Raw genomic sequence first — 20,081 nt, 5'->3', positions numbered from 1 at the left:
CATTCCCTTCAGTTTAAACGCTCAATGCGTTTCGCACCGTATTGATAAACGAAACCAATACTAAATAATATGCTTACGACAAATAAAATGCCGGTCATTATGAAATCTTTCGTCGCAAGTGCAAATATAACTGTAAATACAACGCTACCGATGATGAGAATCGCATTTAATAAAGTAAGAAAATCGTTCTTCTTCTCGTCTACCCCTACTGGATATAAATCAAGCCAAATTTTCATGCGGTGATGTTTCCAAAGGGTTAATAGCTGATAGCCGATTAAGTATAAGAAAATAAGACTTACGATAAAACGTCCATATAAAAATGGGATGAAGTAAAGAATGACTCCTCCAAGAACGAGTAAACGCATATATAAGCCGAAATAGTTACCTGATCTTAAAAACGTTCTCGTATATAAGTATAAATATGTACGGTTCTCACCAATTATCGAAAGAATGAAATCAAGCCATTTCCTACGTGATACTCTCTCTTTTAACGCTGGTACATCAACGAACATATTCGCAATGCGGTACAGCAGCATCATTTTTTTACCTTCTTCAGAAATTAAATACTCCCAGTTTAGCGGCTTTCCCTTCACCTTTTGATGCATAACAGCAAGGTATAGCGCCATAAGAAAAACAATTACACCGGTAAAAATAACTGAAGTACGTTCTACAAGGACGTACACAAATAAGCCGTTTAAGATAAAGCGAATGAACCCATCTGCTTTTTGAACGCTTTGATCTGTTAAAAATGATTTTTCCCACGCTACGAATAAATTCCACGCCTTTACAATGACGAACGCGATTACAATCCATATGTACGCCGCTCCTGTTTGTTTCATTTGCTGGAAGTATAACGGGGCAAGCGCAGCGGCTACCATTGCGATTATGTATAACTGAATCATAAACGTAAAGAGAAATGCCTTTGTAAAGTAAGGCTTTAACTTTTCTTCAACTGGCAGCAAGTACACAAGGTCCGCTTCTTTTAATAGCGTTTGTATGGATCCGGCTGTTAATACGAGGCCAAGTAAAACTGCCATAACGACCGCTGTCGGAAACGATGGTGTTAACGTTTGTAACCATTGCTGGTAATAATACGCTCCTGCGCCGATGATAAATACGAAAATAAATTTCAAATGATCATTAAATACGTATTTACTATATGTACGAACTTCTTTTAGAAAGTGCCGAAATCGTTCTTTCCATAACGCTGTGCTATTCATAATCTTCTTCCTTTGTTAATGCAATGTAAATATCATCTAACGTTGCACCAGGCATGTTAAATTTTGATTGCAATTCAGCCAACGTTCCTTTCGCTCTCACTTCACCTTGATGCAAAATAATGAATGAATCACAATAGCGCTCTGCTGTCGCTAAAATATGTGTACTCATTAAGATGCCCGCACCACTCTTTTTCATTTGATCCATCATTTGAAGAAGTGATTGAATCGCTAACGGATCAAGCCCGACGAAAGGTTCGTCCACAATGTACAGTGATGGTTCAACTAAAAATGCACTCATAATCATCACTTTTTGTTTCATCCCTTTTGAGAAATGAGACGGAAACCATTTCAAGCGATTTTTCATGCGAAATTCTTGTAATAGTTGTCCTACACGTTCTTCGTACTGTTTTTCATCTACACCGTACGCCATCGCTGTTAATTTCAAATGCTCTTCTAACGTTAACTCATCATATAATACTGGCGTTTCTGGAATGAAGGAGAAACTAGAACGGTACGCTGTCATATCATCACGAATTGTTTTCCCGTTAATTGTGACAGTTCCTTTTTTCGGCTCCATTAAACCGATGATATGTTTAATTGTCGTACTCTTCCCGGCTCCATTTAAACCGATTAAGCCGACAAGTTCGCCTTTATTAACAGAGAACGAAACATTTTGCAGTACAGGTCGTTTCGTATATCCTCCTGTAACATTTTCTACACGCAATAACTCGCTCATACGACACCACTTTCTTCATTTATATTCATTCACTTTTGTAAGAAATGTATATATTCATCTTACCAAAAATCATGGTGCACTACATAGTATCGATGTCTCCAAAAAAAAAATTAAATTTCTTTGCATATATTTTTACGAAAGCGGACATCATAATTAGTGAAGAAGGAACACACTTGAAAAAGCAACCACCAATTGATGAGTACAACAACATAGTGAAGTCATCATGAAATGGGGTGTCCAAATTGGACAATGAAATTTACACATAACCAGATAATTTGTTTCATTTTCGAAACGGGGTGTCTCCGAAAGAGCATATACTGTTTTAAAAAATAAACAATTTCATTTTTAAAAAGATTGCAATTCATTTCACTTGAAAATGGGGTGTCTACGGCAGAAACTTTAGCCGATTTACCGTGCATTTCTTATATAAATGAGGTGTCTGCGAACCGTAAATTATAAAAAAATGCTTTTTCAATCCCTCTTCAGAAAACAGGAAGCTGAGTCAGCTTCCTGTTTTTCGTGTTTGTTCTCCTATGTAATTATGGTAAAATACGGCTAAGACTATTTGAAAGGATGAGATCGATGAATCATACAGCGGACAATTGTATTTTTTGTAAAATCATTGACGGGCAAATCCCTTGCTCAAAAGTATACGAAGATGAACATGTACTTGCATTTTTAGATATTAGTCAAGTAACAAAAGGACATACTCTTGTTATTCCGAAAGCTCACAAACAAGACATTTTTGCGTTAACGCCAGAAATCGCATCACATATTTTTGCTGTCGTTCCAAAAATCGCAAATGCAATGAAAGCAGAATTTAATCCAGTTGGCTTCAACCTACTTAACAATAACGGCGAGAAAGCTGGACAAACTGTATTCCACTTCCACCTTCATTTAATTCCACGCTACGGTGAAAACGATGGTTTCGGTGCTGTTTGGAAATCACACCAAAATGAATATACAATGGAAAATTTACAAAACATCGCAAGCACAATTGCAAATAGTGTGAAATAGTGCCACTATAATAAGAAGTAATACATATCAAGCCGATTCCTCTGGCATTTATTGTATGGCTTGTTTCTTCACAAAAAATGCCGGGGATATGATTTTTTGTGCATAGCATGTACAAGAGAGAGAAAAGCTCACTTTTCTTCCCCTTGTCTTAAAGATATGCACACTTTTATACATCATGAATACGAACGAAAAATAAGGAGGTTTCCTTTTATGTCAAAAGCTAAATCCTTTATTACAGGTGTACTTTGCGGCGGAGCAGTTGCTGGAATAGCCGTTCTTTTCTCAACTCCTTCTTCTGGTAAAGCTATGCGCGGTAAGCTGAAAGAAAAAGGAACTGATATTAAAAAGACTTTAGCTGATATTACAGCTGATACAAAATTATTAAAGCGCCAAATCGTTGAAACTGCTTCAGAAGGTAAAGAAGTATTTCAAGAACTAAAAGACGATATGCAAGACACGCTTTCTAACTGGAAACAAGATATTTCTCAAAACAAACGACATATTGAAAAAGAAATTTTAGACATTCAAAAGTCAATTGAGAAACTACAAGAAGCCGTTCCAGAAAAAGCGTAAACATATTCCTGCTTAGTTTTTTGCATATAACAAATATTTTTCACACGAATTGACCTTAACACGGCATATCACATAGATATGCCGTGTTTTTATGCATTTACAATATATGTTATCTCTTAACATGTAAAGAAAACACATGTATTCTTGACTCATAAAACGCTTCCATAGTTATGCATGATTTGTATAGAATATTGTTTTTCCGAAAAATTTTCACAATTCTCACAAAAAGACTTTATTAATTTTTATTTTACTGGCATAATAGATAATAATGAAAAAAGAATGTTAAAGTGGGTGAGTAAATGAAAAGTGGAGAAAAAAATTACTCGGTAAAAGAAGCGATGATTTTCAGCCAACGTATTGCTCAATTATCGAAAGCGTTATGGAAATGCGTAGAGAAAGATTGGCAACAGTGGATTAAACCTTATGATTTAAACATTAATGAGCATCACATTTTAACCATCGCTTATCATTTAAAAGGGGCTTCTATTTCTGAGATTGCTAAATTTGGAGTTATGCACGTCTCAACGGCGTTTAACTTCTCTAAAAAGCTTGAAGAACGCGGCTATCTTGTATTCTCAAAAAAAGAAGATGATAAACGAAATACGTACATTGAAATTACAGACAAAGGGGAAGAATTACTACTTTGCTTAATGGAGGAGTATGATCCTGAAAATAATTCTGTTTTTAATGGGGCACTTGAACTTCGTAATTTTTACGGTAAGTTCCCAGAAAATATCGAACTGATTGCGATCCTTCGCAATATTTACGGACAAGACTTCATCGATATTTTTGAGAAATCATTAGAAGATATCGAGGAGAACTTTACGGAATCCGATCAAAAGTTAGTTAAGAAATAATCTATTTATTTTTTCGCAATCATGCGTAAGAATTCATTCATAAGTGGCTTAAATAAACCTTGTTTTGCTAGCGCTTCCGCAGTTTCGTGTACTTCGAGCTGATGTGGAAGCGCTTTTTCAAATTGATCTAATAACGCATCAAACAATAGTAGGCCTTCTGCTTTCTCCACTACATATTGTTCGTTCAGTTTTTCACAAAGTTTTAGTATACGTTCAATGTCTTTTTTACGAGCTTTTTTCTTTATGATTAAAGAATAAAATGGACACTTTTCTTCATCAATCATTTTAAATAGTAAGTCTACGTAATATTCAGCTTGTTCTAGTCTTCTTACAACGTCCATTTTCTCCCTCGCTTCCTAACACAAAGTCTTCTATTTCTGAATTTTGTAACACGAACAAAATATCGTATGATACAATATATAAAGTATATGTATTTTAGCCAAAAGGAGGTCTCGCCTCATGACTCTTATAACCGTTGTTTTTGTTGCATTCGCACTTCTTGTTATATTTTACACGAATTTCATGACACATACACTGTGTGAGCGAAAACAAATATCTGCGAGCCGCCAGCCCGGTGTCTTTCGAGTTATTAATGTATGTATTACCATTCTATTAATTTCTAGTTATATAGAAATTATATTTCATGGAAAGTGAGGAAGGAAAGCCCCTTCCTCATTTTTTTCCTCTATAAGCAAATTATACCTACTATAACCAATAAAATAAACAGTACAAGTAATAAAATAAGTTGAGAATTCATCCCCCATCCCCTCCTCTTTTCTATATATGCGGCATTCGCCCAATATGGTACCCTTTCAAAATCTGACACAAACTGGTTAAAATTTCTTTATCAATAGGAAAACTCGTCGAAATATGATATATTAAATTTTGTACATATTACTTATACTATGAAATAAACGACACGCATCTAAACTTTATCCTAAAGCCTAGGTAAGCCCTGTTAAGCGTGCTTTTACATATAAAAAAAGCAAAGACATCAGTGAGACTTAATCAGGTTCTTATGAACGAAAATAACCTATCATAAGGCGTTTCTTCATTTGTACGGGATAAATTAAAAATACATAATAGTAGGAGTGTTTATTGAATGAAGAAAGCTATGCTTGCCTTAGCCGCAACAAGTGTAATCGCATTATCAGCATGTGGAACATCATCATCAGACAAAGTTGTTACATCTAAAGCTGGTGACATCACTAAAGAAGAGTTCTACACTCAAATGAAACAAACAGCTGGTAAACAAGTACTAAATAACATGGTTATGGAAAAAGTACTTATTAAAAACTACAAAGTCGATGACAAAGAAGTGGACAAAAAGTACGATGAAATGAAAAAGCAAGTCGGTGACCAATTCGATACACTAATGAAACAACAAGGTCTTAAAGAAGAAACAGTTAAAAATGGCGTTCGCGCTTCATTAGCTCAAGAACAAGCGATTGAAAAAACAATCACTGATAAAGAACTAAAAGAAAACTACAAGCCTGAAATTAAAGCAAGCCACATTCTTGTAAAAGATGAAGCTACTGCGAAAAAGGTTAAAGAAGAGCTTGGACAAGGTAAATCTTTCGAAGAGTTAGCGAAACAATACTCTGAAGATACTGGTTCAAAAGAAAAAGGCGGAGACCTTGGCTACTTTACAGCTGGTAAAATGGTTAAAGAATTCGAAGACGCAGCTTATAAAATGAAAAAAGATGAAGTAAGCGAACCTGTAAAATCACAATTCGGTTACCACATCATTAAAGTAACAGATATTAAAGAACAAAAACCATTTGATGAAGTAAAAGGCGACATCAAAAAAGAACTTGTTCAAAAGAAAGCACAAGATGCTCAATTTATGAACGACCTTATGATGAAAGAAATCAAAAAAGCTGACGTAAAAGTTGACGATAAAGATTTAAAAGATCTTTTCGAAGAACCAAAAGCTGACGCTAAAAAAGACGAAAAGAAATAATGAAAAGCTCGGGCTAAGCCCGAGCTTTTTTTGTATGCCCTCTCCTTGCGTTACATTACGTTCAGATTCGGTAAATGAAATTATACGATCCGTTCTCCGGATCAATCAGCTGCGGATCTAATTATATCAGCGATTTTTCAATTATATCGACCGCAACTCCAATTATATCGGCGATTCTCAAAATTTATCGACCATAACTCCAATTATATCGGCGATTTTTCAATTATATCGACTTACCGACAAAAACTGACAATGATCGCTCTTCCCTCTTAAAAAACAACAAAAAACCTCGATTCCACCACATGCGGAACCAAGGTTTATCTTATTATCATTGATTAAATTAAAAAACTATGTTAAATTAGTACAGAAACGCATTCTTAAAAAATAAGAGAATGTATTTATCCGTATCTTAATTGTACAACAAAACACATCTTCAGTCAACCTCTATTTTTCACTTTTAAAGGAGTGCTTACCGTATGAACAAAAAACTTGATCAAGAGCAAAAACGCTTGGATACCGTAATAGAAACGATTACGGAGCAAATTGATAAACTGGAAAGCGAAACTGGCAGACGCCGGGCAGAAGTAATCAACATTCGCAAACACTTCTGGGATGATGTAAAAGTTAACACTGATACTTTTGACGATTATCTTGAAACAGTTATCAACTTAAGACAACAAGCTCAGTCACTAGCCGTAACACAAATTACCCATAAGCACACCTTTAACCGACTTGCTGCACTACGCCGTATGCATAAAGCACCTTACTTCGGACGAATCGATTTCAAAGAAGAAGGAGAAGTTGGTGCAGAACAAATTTATATCGGGGTGGCTACCCTTACCGATGCAAGCGGAGAAAACTTTCTTATATACGATTGGCGCGCACCCATTTCAAGTGTCTACTACGATTATCCACCAGGACCAGCTGAGTACAGTACACCAGGAGGCGTAATCCGCGGCAATGTGGAGAAAAAATTACAATATATTATTCAAAATGGCGAGATTGATTCCATGTTCGATACGAGCCTCACAATTGGAGATGAAATCCTGCAACAAGCGCTCGGAAAAGGTACAAACAAACATATGCAAAGTATTGTTGCTACTATCCAGCGCGAGCAAAATGAAATTATCCGTCACGATGAAGGGCGACTACTTATCGTTCAAGGCGCTGCTGGTAGTGGTAAAACATCAGCTGCATTGCAGCGAATCGCCTACTTACTATATAAATATCGCGAATGGCTAAAAGCGGATCAAATCATTCTCTTCTCCCCTAACTCCATGTTCAACAGCTACGTGTCTAACGTATTGCCAGAACTCGGTGAAGAGAATATGCAGCAAGTTACATTCCAGGAATATTTAAACCATAGACTAAGCAAGTCATTTGACGTTGAAGACCCTTATGAACAACTAGAATATATGCTAACTGAAACGAATAGCCCTGCCTATAAAACTAGAAATGCGAGCATTCGATTTAAAGCATCTACTCAATTTTTCGATATGATTAGAACGTACAGACAATCGCTTGAATCTTCAGGCATGTTATTTAGAGGAATGAAGTTTAGAGGAAAACTGATTGCCTCTGCTAAAGAAATTACAGAGCAATTTTATAATACTGATTCCTCCCTCCGCTTCCATAATAGAATCGAGAAGTTAACGGATTGGCTAAATAAACAAATAGATACAATCGAAAAAACAGAACTGAAAAAACCTTGGGTAGAAGAGGAAATTGAATTACTTAGTAAAGATGAATATCAAAAGGCTTATAAATACTTACAGAAAAAAGGAGAGTTTGACGACAATTCCTTTAATGATTATGAGAAAGAAACGAAAGTACTCGGACGTATGATTGTCCGCAAAAAATTAAAGCCATTGCGTAAAGGCGTTCAAACGCTACGCTTCATCAATTTCACAGGAATATATAAACAACTCTTCACAAATTCATCATGGGTTACTGGAGAAAAACCGAAAGAATGGGACGACATTTGCTCATTAACAGTAAACATGCTTGATGAAGGAAAGCTATATTACGAGGATGCGACTCCATTTTTACTTTTAAAAGAATTAATTGAAGGCTTCCAAACGAACAGATCCATTAAACACGTACTCGTAGACGAAGCACAAGATTATTCTCCGTTTCAATTCGAGTTTTTAAAACGTCTCTTCCCTGCCGCAAAAATGACGGTACTCGGAGACTTTAACCAAGCGATATTCGCTCATGCGAGGGAAACGGTTAATTTCAATACACTTACTAGCTTATACGGGCCAGACGAAACAAACGGCATCAACTTAACTCGTAGCTATCGCTCAACAAAACCGATTATTGAATTTACACGCTATCTCGTACCGGAAGGAAAGAACATTAACGCCTTTGAACGTGACGGCGAGAAACCTACAGTAACGAAAGTTTCTGATTACAACGAACTGCATAATTGTATTACTTCCAAAGTTGTTGAACTACAAGAACAACAGCACAATACGATCGCAATTATATGTAAATCCGCAGCCGAGAGTGCCGCTGCCTACGAAGCACTCAGCCATATCGAGAATATTAAACTTGTGAAAAGTAACTCTGCTGAGTATGAGCAAGGCATTGTCATTATCCCTGCTTATTTAGCGAAGGGTATCGAATTTGATGCTGTCATTATTTACAATGCCTCTAAAGATGTGTACAGTGATGCAAGCCTTCGTAGATTGTTCTACACCGCTTGTACACGCGCAATGCATGAGTTGCATATGTATAGCGTTGGTGAGGTTAGTCCTTTTGTACTCGGGGCTGATTCAGCGAGTTTTAAGTGTATAACGAAAACACCTTGATTTTTATCAAGGTGTTTTTCTCATTCTAAACAACATATCTTTACGTCGATACACACTTAACACAATCCCCATTAAAAGCGCATGAAATACAGTTGGTGTTAATCCATAGCTAATAAAAGGTAAGGATATAGCAGCAAGCGGCAATAAACCTAGTATCATTCCAACGTTATAAATGAACTGGACTACAAAAAGAGTCATTCCTCCAACGATAAGCAATTTACCATACCGATCATTTATTTTATAAGATATGATCACTAACCTTGCCACAAAAAGAGAAAGAACTAAAACAAGGACCAGTGCAAGCACATACCCATAATAGTAAGTCAAACTCGCAAACACAAAATCAGTATCTGGAGCAGGGATGAACTTTATATCTCCATATGTACCAAACCAATCCGCTGACGACATTACCTCTTTTAAACGTATATACATAAACCCCGCGCCACCTGCATCACGCTCTGGATTTAAATACCCTAGAAATCTATCCAAATGGTATCCTGAGGACCAGGATACGGATACCTTGATAATAAATAAACAAATGGGGACAATTGTAATAATCAGTGCCTTTTTCTTTCCTACCTTACTCCACCAAAGCATAACGAGTACCATCGTGATATAGATAAAAATTGTTGAAAGAGTTGATACAATTAAAAATAAATACAAAGAAAATAAATACAAAATCACAAGATGCATAACCTTTATCCTACTATTATTGAAAAAAGAAGCCCAAGCTAGAAAAAAGAATGGTACTGCCATTAAACAGTCAATTGCGATAGGACCAATTTTCATTAACGGCTCTCCAGTCATCGAAGCGTTTGGAAAACAGTATAGCATTAAAAGGATGAGTACTCCGATTATGTAAAACAGCCATCCAAGTCTTTCTAACTTCCGATAATCAAGTAGCATCATCCCAAAAGCTGTTGCAATGCCGAGAATAACAAAAATCACCTTATTCATTAGTAAATCATTCGTATGTCCAAAAGCTATAATTGGCAGAAATCCTAGCCCCATAGCAGTCACTAATAAAATAATTAGGAACCAATCAACCTTTGGCTTATGAAGTTTGTTAAGTTCCCTGCCAAGTTTAATTGGGCTTCCCATTTGCTCAACAGCCTTGTCTTCAGCAACTTCCTCACTTAACCCTTTTTCTATCCACGTGTTCTTCGCCTGTTTCATGTGAAAATCTAGTTCAGTAGCCACAAAGCTCTTTGCTTCTTTTGATTTAATATGATTGGTAACTTCCGTTAAAAAACGCTCCCCTTTTTTGTTCAATTTCGCCTCACTCCTGTACTAAGCCTTTTAATATAAATCGTGCCTTCGTAGCATTCTTCTCTGCCTTTCGCAGCATCTTGTTTCCTTTATCATTTAATTGATAATATTTAGCTCCTGAATGATCCCAACTTGATTGGATAAAACGATTCTGTTCTAGACGATGTAATAAAGTGTATAGAGACCCTTCATCGCCTTCGAATTTTTGAATCCCTCTCCCCCTCAGTAACTGTATCAATTCATAACCCGTTTTTTCATTCATAAGAAGTTGCAACACTGCTAAAAGGATATCTTCTTCCTTTTCGGACGATTGATTGATTTTTTCGCGCACCCGTTTTCGATGCTGATCAGAAAAACTCAAATGTTTAAAAGTTGTATTCTCCATTGATTTTCGTAGGCCTTTTAATCGATCTTCCATTTGATTATTCCTCCAATCCTTTCTTCAATAGTTCCTTAGCTCTTTTCAGTCTAGTCTTTATCGTGTTTTCCTTCACTTCTATTACAATAGCAATCTCTTTAATTGATAATTCTTCATAATAAAATAGATAAATCACTTCTCGATATTTTATTGGTAAATTCATTACTGCAGAAGCCAACCTACGGTCCTCTGCATTTTGAATAACAGTTTGTTCAACACTTTCTTTTTGACTCCCAATATACGTAGACTCATCCTCTGTCACGATTACCTTTTTGTTATACCAACTTTTTATATAATCCTTACAATGATTAATTGCGATTCTCCATAACCATGTTTTTAAGTTCGAATTCCCTTTATATGTATGAAGAGATTTATAGCATTTCACAAATATATCTTGCGTTAAATCCTCCGCAACTTCTTTATTATTCACATATGAGTACACAAGCTGTAAGACTTCTTGTCCATACTTGTTCATTATTTCATCGATAAGGAGTTCCTTATCTTCTATTTCAAACGCTTCTACCGTTAATTCATCCACATCATTTCCTCCTTCCCATTTATTAGACGACGCACGCCATGGAAAAGTTTTATAAATTCATAAAAAAATACGGCTGGCAATGTCCATACCGTTTTTTGAAACCTTAATTTTGCTTTACTAAGAGTAAACCTTTTATTATGATACAACACTTTATATTCACTTATAGTCAAAATTTTAGCGCATTCATAATAAAACAAAAAACCACCTAAAGGCTCCCCTTCAGGTGGTTCTCTATTTTACGCTAACGCAGCCGCTTGTTCTTGTTGATCTACAGGAATTACAGCATCTGTTAATGCTTTTTCTAGTTCAGCTGTGTATTTCATTTCGACGCTATCATCATTTATGGCGCCAATAAAGACAGATTATGCAACAGTTTCATAACAGTATGAATAAACAACTAACAACATCTATTACGAGTATAAAAAATCGGCTCAATACATAATACCTATGTTTTCAGTGATACTCTATTACCACCGAACTAAATTTATATAATTTTAACTACATGATAGCAAGTTAATTTTCAAATATCTTCTTTCGCATAACCCTAAATTTATTATCCATTTGTATCATGCTTATAAATAAAAGATATCCTATCGATGCACCGAGCATATTTATAGCAATCCGCCACACATCAAAAACATCAGATAAAGTTAGTAAATGTAATAACTCCCAAGCAAGAAAGGTCATAACATACCACTTACAAGCTTTCTTATAGTTAGTCACTTTATTAATCAATACTGGAACGAAAAATCCAAATGGAACTAACAATATTATATGTTGTAAAACGATTAACCAATAAGTTGAGTTTCCCCACAGACCCGGATGCGCAATAAAATCTTTAATTTGCCAAAGTGTTATTCCAAAAAGTTGTAACAGCGTTTCTAAGTCAGATATATGTAAAAATTGCTGCCAAAATTCAATAGGACGATAGACAGTTCCACCTGTCAAACTACGAATAGAGTCAAATGTAGAAGTTGAAATAAATGTTCCCAAAAAGACAATAAAACAAATCATTATATAAGGAATACATAAAATTTTTGATAATATCTTTAATGGCCTAGGAACTTCGTATACCGATTGATTAATCCCTAAACCAATAACTTTTGATTCTCCAAAACTTTGAATCGCTTTATAAACCGCTTCTTTTTCGTTCATACCTTGTTCCATATATTCTTCTTTCAAGCTGTTCAAGTGATCATACATTTCTAGAAATAGCTCATCCTGCTCAATATTACTAAGTTCTGAATAAGCTAAAATGGATTTAATATACTCATCAAATTCACTCATAAATAACTCCTTTCTGACAAGCTTGAATTAATGATGTTACACGCTCCCAAGAGTTCACTTTCTTCTGCAATTCTTTTTTCCCTTTACTTGTAATAGTATAAAATTTCCTTTTCATCCCATTCTCAGATTGATTCCAATAAGATTCAAGAAATTCCTTTTTTTCTAATCGCTTTAAAGCTGGATACAAAGTTCCCTGCCCCATACTATACAAATCTTCACTTGCATCCTTTAAACTTTGAGCTATTTCATATCCATATGTATCACGTTTTGCAATGATAGAAAGTAATAAAATATCTATACTTCCCTTCAAGATTTCTTTGTCCAACAATACCACCCCCTTATATACATCGTATAACAACACATGTCGTTATGCAACATAGTTAGAAAAATAACCCATAAAAAAACCACCTAAAGGCTCCCCTTCAGGTGGTTCTCTATTTTACGCTAACGCAGCTGCCTGCTCTTGTTGATCTACAGGAATTACAGCATCTCTTAATGCTTTTTCTAGTTCAGCTGTGTATTTCATTTGCTCTTCTTTGCTCCAGCCAAGTTTTGCAGCCATGTAGTTGATTACTGCTTCTTTCCACTCATATACCCAGTGGATGTTGAAGAATACAGCGCCTCTGCGGCGTACGAAGAAGTCAACTGGTTTCGCTGTCATTTCGTAATCCATCGCGTATACAAGCGGGATTAGAACATCTAACGGCATGTTGTATTCTTTCGCTTCGTCTTTATGTTTTTTCGCTAAGTCGAACAGTACGTCAACGTTAGAGCCGTAGAATTTCGCGAATTCTTCAGCTTGAGCTGTCGTTAAACCATATTTCGTACCTTCTCCTGCTTTTTTCGCGATAAATGCTGAGAATCCGTGTGAACCACTTACATGACCACCAGAGATTGGCATATGTTTCGTATCGCTCTTCGGATATGCGCTATGTCCTTCTTTTTGTAATAGATTCGTTACGTAGTCTACTACCATTTCAGCCATTTTGCGGTATCCTGTTAATTTACCACCTGCGATTGTAATTAAACCAGATTCAGAAGTCCAAATTTCATCTTTACGAGAAATTTCAGATGCATTCTTACCTTCTTCATAAATTAACGGACGTACACCAGCCCAGCTTGACTCCACATCTTTTTCTGTAATTTTCACGCTTGGGAACATGTAGTTAATCGCATTAATGATATATGTGCGATCTTCTGTTGTCATGTGCGGTACAGCTGCGTCTTTATCATAGAACGTATCTGTTGTACCTACGTACGTTTTTCCTTCGCGAGGAATCGCGAACACCATACGTTTATCTGGTGTATCAAAGTAAATCGCTTGCCCTAATGGGAAACGTTTTTGGTCAATTACTAAATGCACACCTTTTGATAATTGAAGTACTTTCCCTTTTTTAGAGTTATCTTTTTCACGAAGTGTATCTACCCAAGGACCAGCTGCGTTTACAATTTTCTTACCGTAAACTTCGTACACTTCTCCGTCTAGTAAATCGATTACACGTACACCGCATACTTTTCCATCTTTATATAAGAAACTGTCTACTTTTGCGTAGTTAACAGCTTTCGCACCGTGTTCAATCGCTTCTTTCATTACTTCAATTGTAAGACGCGCATCGTCTGTACGATATTCTACGTAGTAACCGCCGCCTTTTAATCCTTCTTGTTTTACAAGAGGCTCTTTATTTAGCGTTTCTTCACGGTTAAACATCTTTCTGCGCTCGCTTCGTTTTACACCTGCTAAGAAGTCGTATACACGAAGACCAATTGATGTACTAAATGACCCGAACGTGCCGCCTGTATGGAACGGAAGTAACATCCACTCTGGTGTTGTTACATGGGGACCGTTCTCATATACGATCGCACGCTCTTTCCCCACCTCTGCTACCATTTTCACTTCAAGTTGTTTTAAATAACGTAAACCGCCGTGTACAAGTTTCGTTGAACGACTTGATGTACCTGCTGCAAAGTCCTGCATTTCAAACACAATTGTTGATAAACCGCGTGTTGCCCCATCTAATGCAATACCAGAACCAGTAATACCTCCACCAATTACGATCACATCTAACTCTTGTTTATTTACTCCGTTTAATACGTCTTTACGTTGTTTACTTGAAAATTTCATGGTAATTCCTCCCTTTGATAACGAAAAAAGAGACCACGAACTCCGCTATAGATTTCGCCTCTATAGCGTGTTGTGGTCTCTCCAAATCTCCTACCGAATTATTAACTTGTCATCATTATAACACTGTTTATGATTATTTGAAAGCTTTAGTTGCTTCAATTGCCTTTTTCCATCCAGCATATAGCTCTTCGCTTGTTTCCGCTTCCATTGCCGGTGTAAAGCGTTTATCCATATTCCACTGCGCTTTAATTTCATCTTGGTTTTTCCAATACCCAACCGCAAGACCAGCTAAGTATGCTGCACCTAATGCTGTCGTTTCACTGATCACTGGACGCTCTACAGGAACGTCTAACATATCGCTTTGGAACTGCATTAAGAAGTTATTCTTAACTGCCCCGCCATCAACGCGTAATGTATTCAGTTCAATACCTGAATCTGCTTCCATCGCGCATAGTACATCTTTCGTTTGGTATGCTAAAGATTCTAGCGTTGCACGAATGAAATGCTCCTTCGTCGTACCGCGCGTTACACCAAACATAGCGCCGCGTACTTCACTATCCCAGTACGGTGTACCTAATCCTACGAATGCTGGTACTATGTATACACCTTCAGTTGATTCAACACGGCTAGCATACACTTCACTCTCACTCGCATCTTTAAACATGCGCATTCCGTCACGTAACCACTGAATTGCAGAACCTGCTACGAAAATACTTCCTTCTAATGCGTAATTCACTTTACCATCTAAACCCCATGCAATTGTTGTTAATAGGCCATGCTCAGAAGCTACTGCCTTTTCGCCTGTGTTCATTAACATGAAGCAACCAGTTCCGTAAGTGTTCTTCGCCATACCTTCACCGAAACAAGCTTGTCCAAATAATGCTGCTTGCTGGTCACCAGCTACACCTGCAATCGGTACATTTTGACCGAAGAAGTGGTAATCAATTGTTTCTCCATATATTTCAGATGATTGACGTACTTCTGGAAGCATGCTCTTTGGTACTGTTAACATGTCTAGAAGCTCATCATCCCACTGTAAGTCGTGAATGTTAAACATTAATGTACGTGATGCATTTGAGTAATCTGTTACGTGCGCTTTACCACCAGACAATTTCCATACAAGCCATGTATCAATTGTTCCGAATAATAACTCACCGTTTTCCGCTTTTTCTCTTGCACCTTCAACGTTATCTAAAATCCATTTTACTTTCGTACCAGAGAAGTATGCATCAATTAAAAGACCTGTTTTTTCGCGAACCATCTCGCTATAACCTTTTTCTTTTAACTCATCACAAATTTCAACTGTTTGACGAGATTGCCATACGATTGCGTTATAAATTGGTTTTCCAGTCGTTTTATCCCATACAACCGCTGTTTCACGTTGGTTCGTAATACCGATACCAGCGATTTGTTCTGGCTTCACATCTGCTTCGCTTAAGCAAGTTGCGATAACTGCTAAAATAGATCCCCAAATTTCTTGTGCATTATGCTCAACCCAGCCTGGCTTTGGAAAATGTTGCGTAAACTCTTTTTGAGCTGAATGAACGATTTTTCCTTCTTTATTGAAAAGAATTGCGCGTGAGCTTGTTGTTCCTTGGTCTAATGAAAGAATATATTTTTTCATATCAGTTTCCCCCTATGCTACTTTTCTACTATTTGTAGTAGTTTCACTTTTTTTACTTGTCATATAAGAGATTGCTAGTACAATCACAGTTGCAATAATCACATAAATAAGTGCTGAATTTTGTTTTCCTTCAAATACAACTTGATGGAATAATCCTGCAAGTGATCCACCTAGAATCGGACCAACTACTGGAATCCATGCATACTTCCAGTTTGAACCGCCCTTTCCTGCAATCGGAAGGAAGAAGTGTGCAATACGCGGACCTAAATCACGAGCCGGGTTGATTGCGTATCCTGTTGTTCCACCTAATGATAAACCAATACTTACAATTAAGAAACCTACGATAAATGGATTTAAACCATCTGCAAATTTATTTGCTCCAATTGCTAATATACCAAATACTAAAACGAATGTTCCAATCATTTCACTTAAAAGGTTTGTAAATGTGTTCGGAATTGCTGGACCTGTTGCAAATACACCTAACTTTGTTCCTGGATCTTCTGTTTCTTTCCAGTGTGGTAAGTAATGTAAATATACGAGAACTGCCCCGATAATTGCCCCAATCATTTGTGCTGCGATATACATAGGTACGTCACTCCATGGGAACGCTCCCTTAAAAGCAAGTCCTATCGTTAAAGCCGGATTCAAATGTGCCCCACTAATTGATCCAACTGCATACGCTGCCATCGCTACCGCTAAGCCCCAGCCCATTGTAATTACAATCCAACCAGAATCTTTCGCAAACGATTTCTTTAAACTTACACCAGCGCAAACACCGCCACCAAGTAAGATTAACAACGCAGTCCCTATTAACTCTCCTAAAAATGCTGACATAGTATCCCTCCACTATCAATTTTAACGTTTTCAAGTGTGATAGAGGTAAAATGAATGGCCATTCGTTTTTTTTTCAAAAGAAAAAGATCCACAGCTTACATGCTTCTATATAATATATAGAAACAATAAAATGTGGATCTCTTCTTTTCTCCGTCACGTTTATTAACTTGTCTATAATGTTAACCTCTAATGAAAGCGGTGTCAACAGAATTTTTTCACATTTCCGTCACTTTTTTTGGTAATGTTTCCATAATTCTTTTTTCGATGTCGTAATTGCTGTCGCACCAGCATTTAACGCTCTTTCAACGTCTTCTACAGTTCGAATAAAACCACCTGCTAAAATCGGTACACCTGTACGCTCTTTCACCTCAGCAATGACACCCGTTAACGCACCAGGAAGCACCTCTATATAATCCGGCTTCGTCTTTTCTAGTAAATTACAGCTCTTTTCCATTGCGCTAGAATCAATTAAAAAGATGCGTTGAATGGAGACGACACCTTTTTGCTTCGCCTTCATAATTACGCTCGCCTTTGTCGATAATAACCCGTACGGTTTATATTCTTGGCATAAAAACTCCGTCGCATGCCCATCACTTTGTAATCCATGGATCAAATCAACATGTAAAAATACTTTTTTATTATGCTGCTTTGCAAGTGACACAACACTCTTCAATTGACCAACATGAATGTCTAAAATAACAATATACTCATACGAACTATGTAATAGCTTTTCCAAATCTTTAATTTGTCTCACTGCCGGCAAAATCTTCTGTTCATGAAATTCCATTCTAAATGTCCCCTTCCTATCTATCCTTTATAGTACACAATTTGAATAGAAAGAACAGCTAGTGTGGGGAATTTCTTTCGAATCTTTCCTCTACCTATATATTTTCTTCAACTTATCAGAAACCGTACCACCTATAATCATTAATAGGAGCGGTAAAAAATTCATTACATATGGTGCATCTGCTACAATTGTAATGCTTGCTCCTGCAAACTTATTTACCATCCATACAACGATTTTTGTAATAAACAAAAATACTCCCAGCATGAATAGACTATCGAAAAACACCTTCCATTTTGGATACGCTAATTGTTTACTATCTTCAATTACTTTCTGCGTCAACTCTTCATCACTCCTCAATAACTCATCAATCGTAATACCGAACAGATCACTTAAATGAATAATAATTTCAATGCTCGGATAGTTCTTTCCCGTCTCCCATTTCGAAACAGACTGCCTACTTACATGAATTTTTTCAGCCAAATCATTTTGCGACCAATTTCTTTTTTCCCTTTCTTCTTTTAAACGTTCACTAAAAATCATACTGTGTTTATCACCTCTCTACGTCTAGTATGGTCAAATAAATGATGAAGAGTAAAGCTAGTTATCGTTGCATAGCCTGTGCAACTTGTGCGTTACACCTTAAAATGGCGCCATTTCATACTCTATGCCATGCAGATTTCATATGTTTTTCTTCTATAATAATTTCCCGAACAATAAAAAGAAGAGAAACAAAATCCTTTTCTCTTCTTCAAAAATTTCTATTAAAGCAATACCGAATCTTTATCGCTATCCTGATTCCGTTTCTCTCGTTCTTCTTCTAAGCGCTTCATATATACTTCGCCTTCTTTTTCGATAAAATCGTTATCCATCTCTTGCTCTTTTTTCGAAGTATATAAAACCATGTAGCCACTCAATACAATCCCAATGATTACAAGATAAATCCACCATGGTAAAATTTCCACTTTCGTTCATCCCTTTCCTTAGACAAGCCTTATTAGTTTCACTTTATGAGGAAAGAAGTGGATTTATGCTTAAAATTTCATTGTGGATTCTTCGCGAAGAACGCTTGTACATATTCCATAAACTCGATTGGCTCTTGACGGAACGGCGCGTGGTATCCTTTTTCAATAATATGAAACGTACTATTTGCAAATAACTGATGATACAGCTCACCATTTTTCCAAGAAACGCTCTTATCGTGCCTACCCCAAATAATTAAAGTCGGCACCTTAATTTTATCCGCTTCCATCGCAATGCGACGCTCTCTCATTTTCGTAAGCTCATCATAATGCTTTTTATCATCACGACTATTTTTCACTTCATTTTTATTATAATCCGTAATCTCTGTTACAGTTTGTAAGTCCGTCGATAGTGGCGTCACTTCATAACTTTCTTTTTGCTGGAAAGATTCAATCCCTGTAGAATCCGCTAAAACGAGATGGGTAACCGCGTCCGGATATAAATACGCTAAATTAAGGGACATCTCTCCCCCCATCGAATGTCCAAGTACCGCAAATTGATCATATCCAAGTTTCTTCATTAACTTATAATATAAATTCACTTGCGCAGGAAACGAATACTGAAAATCAATCGGCTTAGAAGAACGCCCAAATCCTAAAATATCAACAGCGATAATCGTATGGTCTCCCGCTAGTTCCGGATAAATATCACTAAATCCATCTGAAGAACCACCGAATCCGTGAAGCATAAGTAAGGGCGGTTTTCCCTCACCAATTTGCTTAAAATAAATCGTCTGTCCATCAATCTGTGCCATCTTCTCTTTCGTATTTATCTTCATCATAACAGTATCCTTCACTTCTTCAACCTTCGCAATCGGCTTATCAACGAAGTTACATACTATTAATAAAACAAGAACAATACCGCTAATCATATAAAACTTAAACCGTTTCAAAATCCCCGTCTCCTTTCTCATGTTGCTATTTAAAGTTTTTACATTTTTTGGTTGTTTTATGTTCTTTTTTAATTGTAACTGTTATAGTTACAATTATATCAAAAAAATATT

The 20,081-nt window shown here is 36.6% G+C and carries 21 protein-coding genes; 6 read left to right on the top strand and 15 right to left on the bottom strand.

The window, feature by feature from the left end:
- Nucleotides 1-8: 8 nt before the first annotated feature.
- Together MHI07_RS05230 and ecsA are read right to left on the bottom strand one after the other, a co-directional pair.
- Nucleotides 9-1,220, bottom strand: a complete 1,212-nt coding sequence (locus MHI07_RS05230; RefSeq protein WP_340822336.1) for an ABC transporter permease — start codon at nt 1,218-1,220, stop codon at nt 9-11.
- A complete protein-coding gene (gene ecsA, locus MHI07_RS05225; protein WP_340822335.1) occupies nt 1,213-1,956 on the bottom strand; it encodes an ABC transporter ATP-binding protein EcsA in 744 nt (247 codons plus the stop codon). Before ecsA ends, MHI07_RS05230 begins: the two co-directional genes overlap by 8 nt.
- A 582-nt stretch (nt 1,957-2,538) precedes the next feature.
- On the opposite strand from ecsA, the gene MHI07_RS05220 reads away from it, so the two are divergent.
- The 3 genes from MHI07_RS05220 (at nt 2,539) to MHI07_RS05210 (ending at nt 4,403) form a co-directional block, all read left to right on the top strand.
- Entirely contained in the window at nt 2,539-2,973 is a 435-nt protein-coding gene (locus tag MHI07_RS05220; protein WP_340822334.1) for an HIT family protein, read from the top strand.
- A gap of 210 nt (nt 2,974-3,183) precedes the next feature.
- Entirely contained in the window at nt 3,184-3,546 is a 363-nt protein-coding gene (locus tag MHI07_RS05215; RefSeq protein ID WP_002159008.1) for a YtxH domain-containing protein, read from the top strand.
- A gap of 299 nt (nt 3,547-3,845) precedes the next feature.
- On the top strand, nt 3,846-4,403 hold the full coding sequence (locus MHI07_RS05210; protein ID WP_002159009.1) for an HTH-type transcriptional regulator Hpr: 558 nt from the start codon (nt 3,846-3,848) through the stop codon (nt 4,401-4,403).
- Between the two features lie 5 nt (nt 4,404-4,408).
- Here MHI07_RS05210 and MHI07_RS05205 read toward each other — a convergent pair whose 3' ends face one another.
- A complete protein-coding gene (locus MHI07_RS05205; protein ID WP_002150076.1) occupies nt 4,409-4,744 on the bottom strand; it encodes a DUF1878 family protein in 336 nt (111 codons plus the stop codon).
- Between the two features lie 118 nt (nt 4,745-4,862).
- On the opposite strand from MHI07_RS05205, the gene MHI07_RS05200 reads away from it, so the two are divergent.
- The 3 genes from MHI07_RS05200 to helD all read left to right on the top strand — a co-directional run bounded on the left by MHI07_RS05200 (nt 4,863) and on the right by helD (nt 9,179).
- Complete coding sequence (locus tag MHI07_RS05200) at nt 4,863-5,057, top strand: hypothetical protein (RefSeq protein WP_000172692.1); 195 nt, start codon at nt 4,863-4,865, stop codon at nt 5,055-5,057.
- A 448-nt stretch (nt 5,058-5,505) separates the two neighbouring features.
- Nucleotides 5,506-6,366, top strand: a complete 861-nt coding sequence (prsA, locus tag MHI07_RS05195; RefSeq protein WP_088098780.1) for a peptidylprolyl isomerase PrsA — start codon at nt 5,506-5,508, stop codon at nt 6,364-6,366.
- A 476-nt stretch (nt 6,367-6,842) separates the two neighbouring features.
- Entirely contained in the window at nt 6,843-9,179 is a 2,337-nt protein-coding gene (helD, locus tag MHI07_RS05190) for an RNA polymerase recycling motor HelD (protein WP_340822330.1), read from the top strand.
- 6 nt (nt 9,180-9,185) lie between these two features.
- On the opposite strand, the gene MHI07_RS05185 is transcribed toward helD, so the two are convergent.
- The 12 genes from MHI07_RS05185 to MHI07_RS05130 form a co-directional block, all read right to left on the bottom strand.
- A complete protein-coding gene (locus MHI07_RS05185) occupies nt 9,186-10,451 on the bottom strand; it encodes an FtsW/RodA/SpoVE family cell cycle protein (RefSeq protein WP_340822328.1) in 1,266 nt (421 codons plus the stop codon).
- A gap of 7 nt (nt 10,452-10,458) precedes the next feature.
- Nucleotides 10,459-10,866, bottom strand: coding sequence for a PadR family transcriptional regulator (locus tag MHI07_RS05180; RefSeq protein WP_340822326.1), 408 nt, complete (start codon nt 10,864-10,866; stop codon nt 10,459-10,461).
- 4 nt (nt 10,867-10,870) lie between these two features.
- Entirely contained in the window at nt 10,871-11,404 is a 534-nt protein-coding gene (locus tag MHI07_RS05175; protein WP_340822325.1) for a sigma-70 family RNA polymerase sigma factor, read from the bottom strand.
- Nucleotides 11,405-11,917: 513 nt separating this feature from the next.
- Nucleotides 11,918-12,691, bottom strand: coding sequence for a permease prefix domain 1-containing protein (locus tag MHI07_RS05170; RefSeq protein ID WP_199710017.1), 774 nt, complete (start codon nt 12,689-12,691; stop codon nt 11,918-11,920).
- Nucleotides 12,684-13,016 (bottom strand): PadR family transcriptional regulator, encoded by a 333-nt coding sequence (locus MHI07_RS05165; RefSeq protein ID WP_016104079.1) that lies wholly within the window; start codon nt 13,014-13,016, stop codon nt 12,684-12,686. The genes MHI07_RS05170 and MHI07_RS05165 overlap by 8 nt, the downstream gene beginning before the upstream one ends.
- 114 nt (nt 13,017-13,130) lie before the next feature.
- Nucleotides 13,131-14,813, bottom strand: a complete 1,683-nt coding sequence (gene glpD / locus MHI07_RS05160) for an aerobic glycerol-3-phosphate dehydrogenase (protein WP_070128066.1) — start codon at nt 14,811-14,813, stop codon at nt 13,131-13,133.
- A 133-nt stretch (nt 14,814-14,946) separates the two neighbouring features.
- Nucleotides 14,947-16,437: a glycerol kinase GlpK gene (gene glpK / locus MHI07_RS05155; RefSeq protein WP_002201498.1), complete on the bottom strand. Its 1,491-nt coding sequence runs from the start codon at nt 16,435-16,437 to the stop codon at nt 14,947-14,949.
- Nucleotides 16,438-16,449: 12 nt separating this feature from the next.
- Entirely contained in the window at nt 16,450-17,271 is an 822-nt protein-coding gene (gene glpF / locus MHI07_RS05150; protein WP_002159020.1) for a glycerol uptake facilitator protein GlpF, read from the bottom strand.
- 226 nt (nt 17,272-17,497) lie between these two features.
- The gene (gene glpP, locus MHI07_RS05145) at nt 17,498-18,058 is read right to left on the bottom strand and encodes a glycerol uptake operon antiterminator GlpP (protein WP_000394293.1); all 561 of its coding nucleotides are present in this window, start codon (nt 18,056-18,058) and stop codon (nt 17,498-17,500) included.
- Nucleotides 18,059-18,148: 90 nt separating this feature from the next.
- On the bottom strand, nt 18,149-18,598 hold the full coding sequence (locus tag MHI07_RS05140; RefSeq protein WP_340822318.1) for a helix-turn-helix domain-containing protein: 450 nt from the start codon (nt 18,596-18,598) through the stop codon (nt 18,149-18,151).
- Between the two features lie 221 nt (nt 18,599-18,819).
- Nucleotides 18,820-19,020, bottom strand: a complete 201-nt coding sequence (locus tag MHI07_RS05135) for a sporulation YhaL family protein (protein ID WP_002064098.1) — start codon at nt 19,018-19,020, stop codon at nt 18,820-18,822.
- A gap of 77 nt (nt 19,021-19,097) precedes the next feature.
- Nucleotides 19,098-19,970 carry an alpha/beta fold hydrolase gene (locus tag MHI07_RS05130; protein ID WP_340822315.1) on the bottom strand — a complete coding sequence of 291 codons (873 nt, stop codon included), beginning with the start codon at nt 19,968-19,970 and terminating at the stop codon, nt 19,098-19,100.
- Nucleotides 19,971-20,081: the final 111 nt, after the last annotated feature.

It is taken from the genome of Bacillus sp. FSL H8-0545 (assembly GCF_038006105.1).
GTDB lineage: Bacteria > Bacillota > Bacilli > Bacillales > Bacillaceae_G > Bacillus_A > Bacillus_A cereus_U.
The sequence above is the reverse complement of the archived record's forward strand: the minus strand, read 5'-3'. Positions and strand labels throughout refer to the sequence as shown.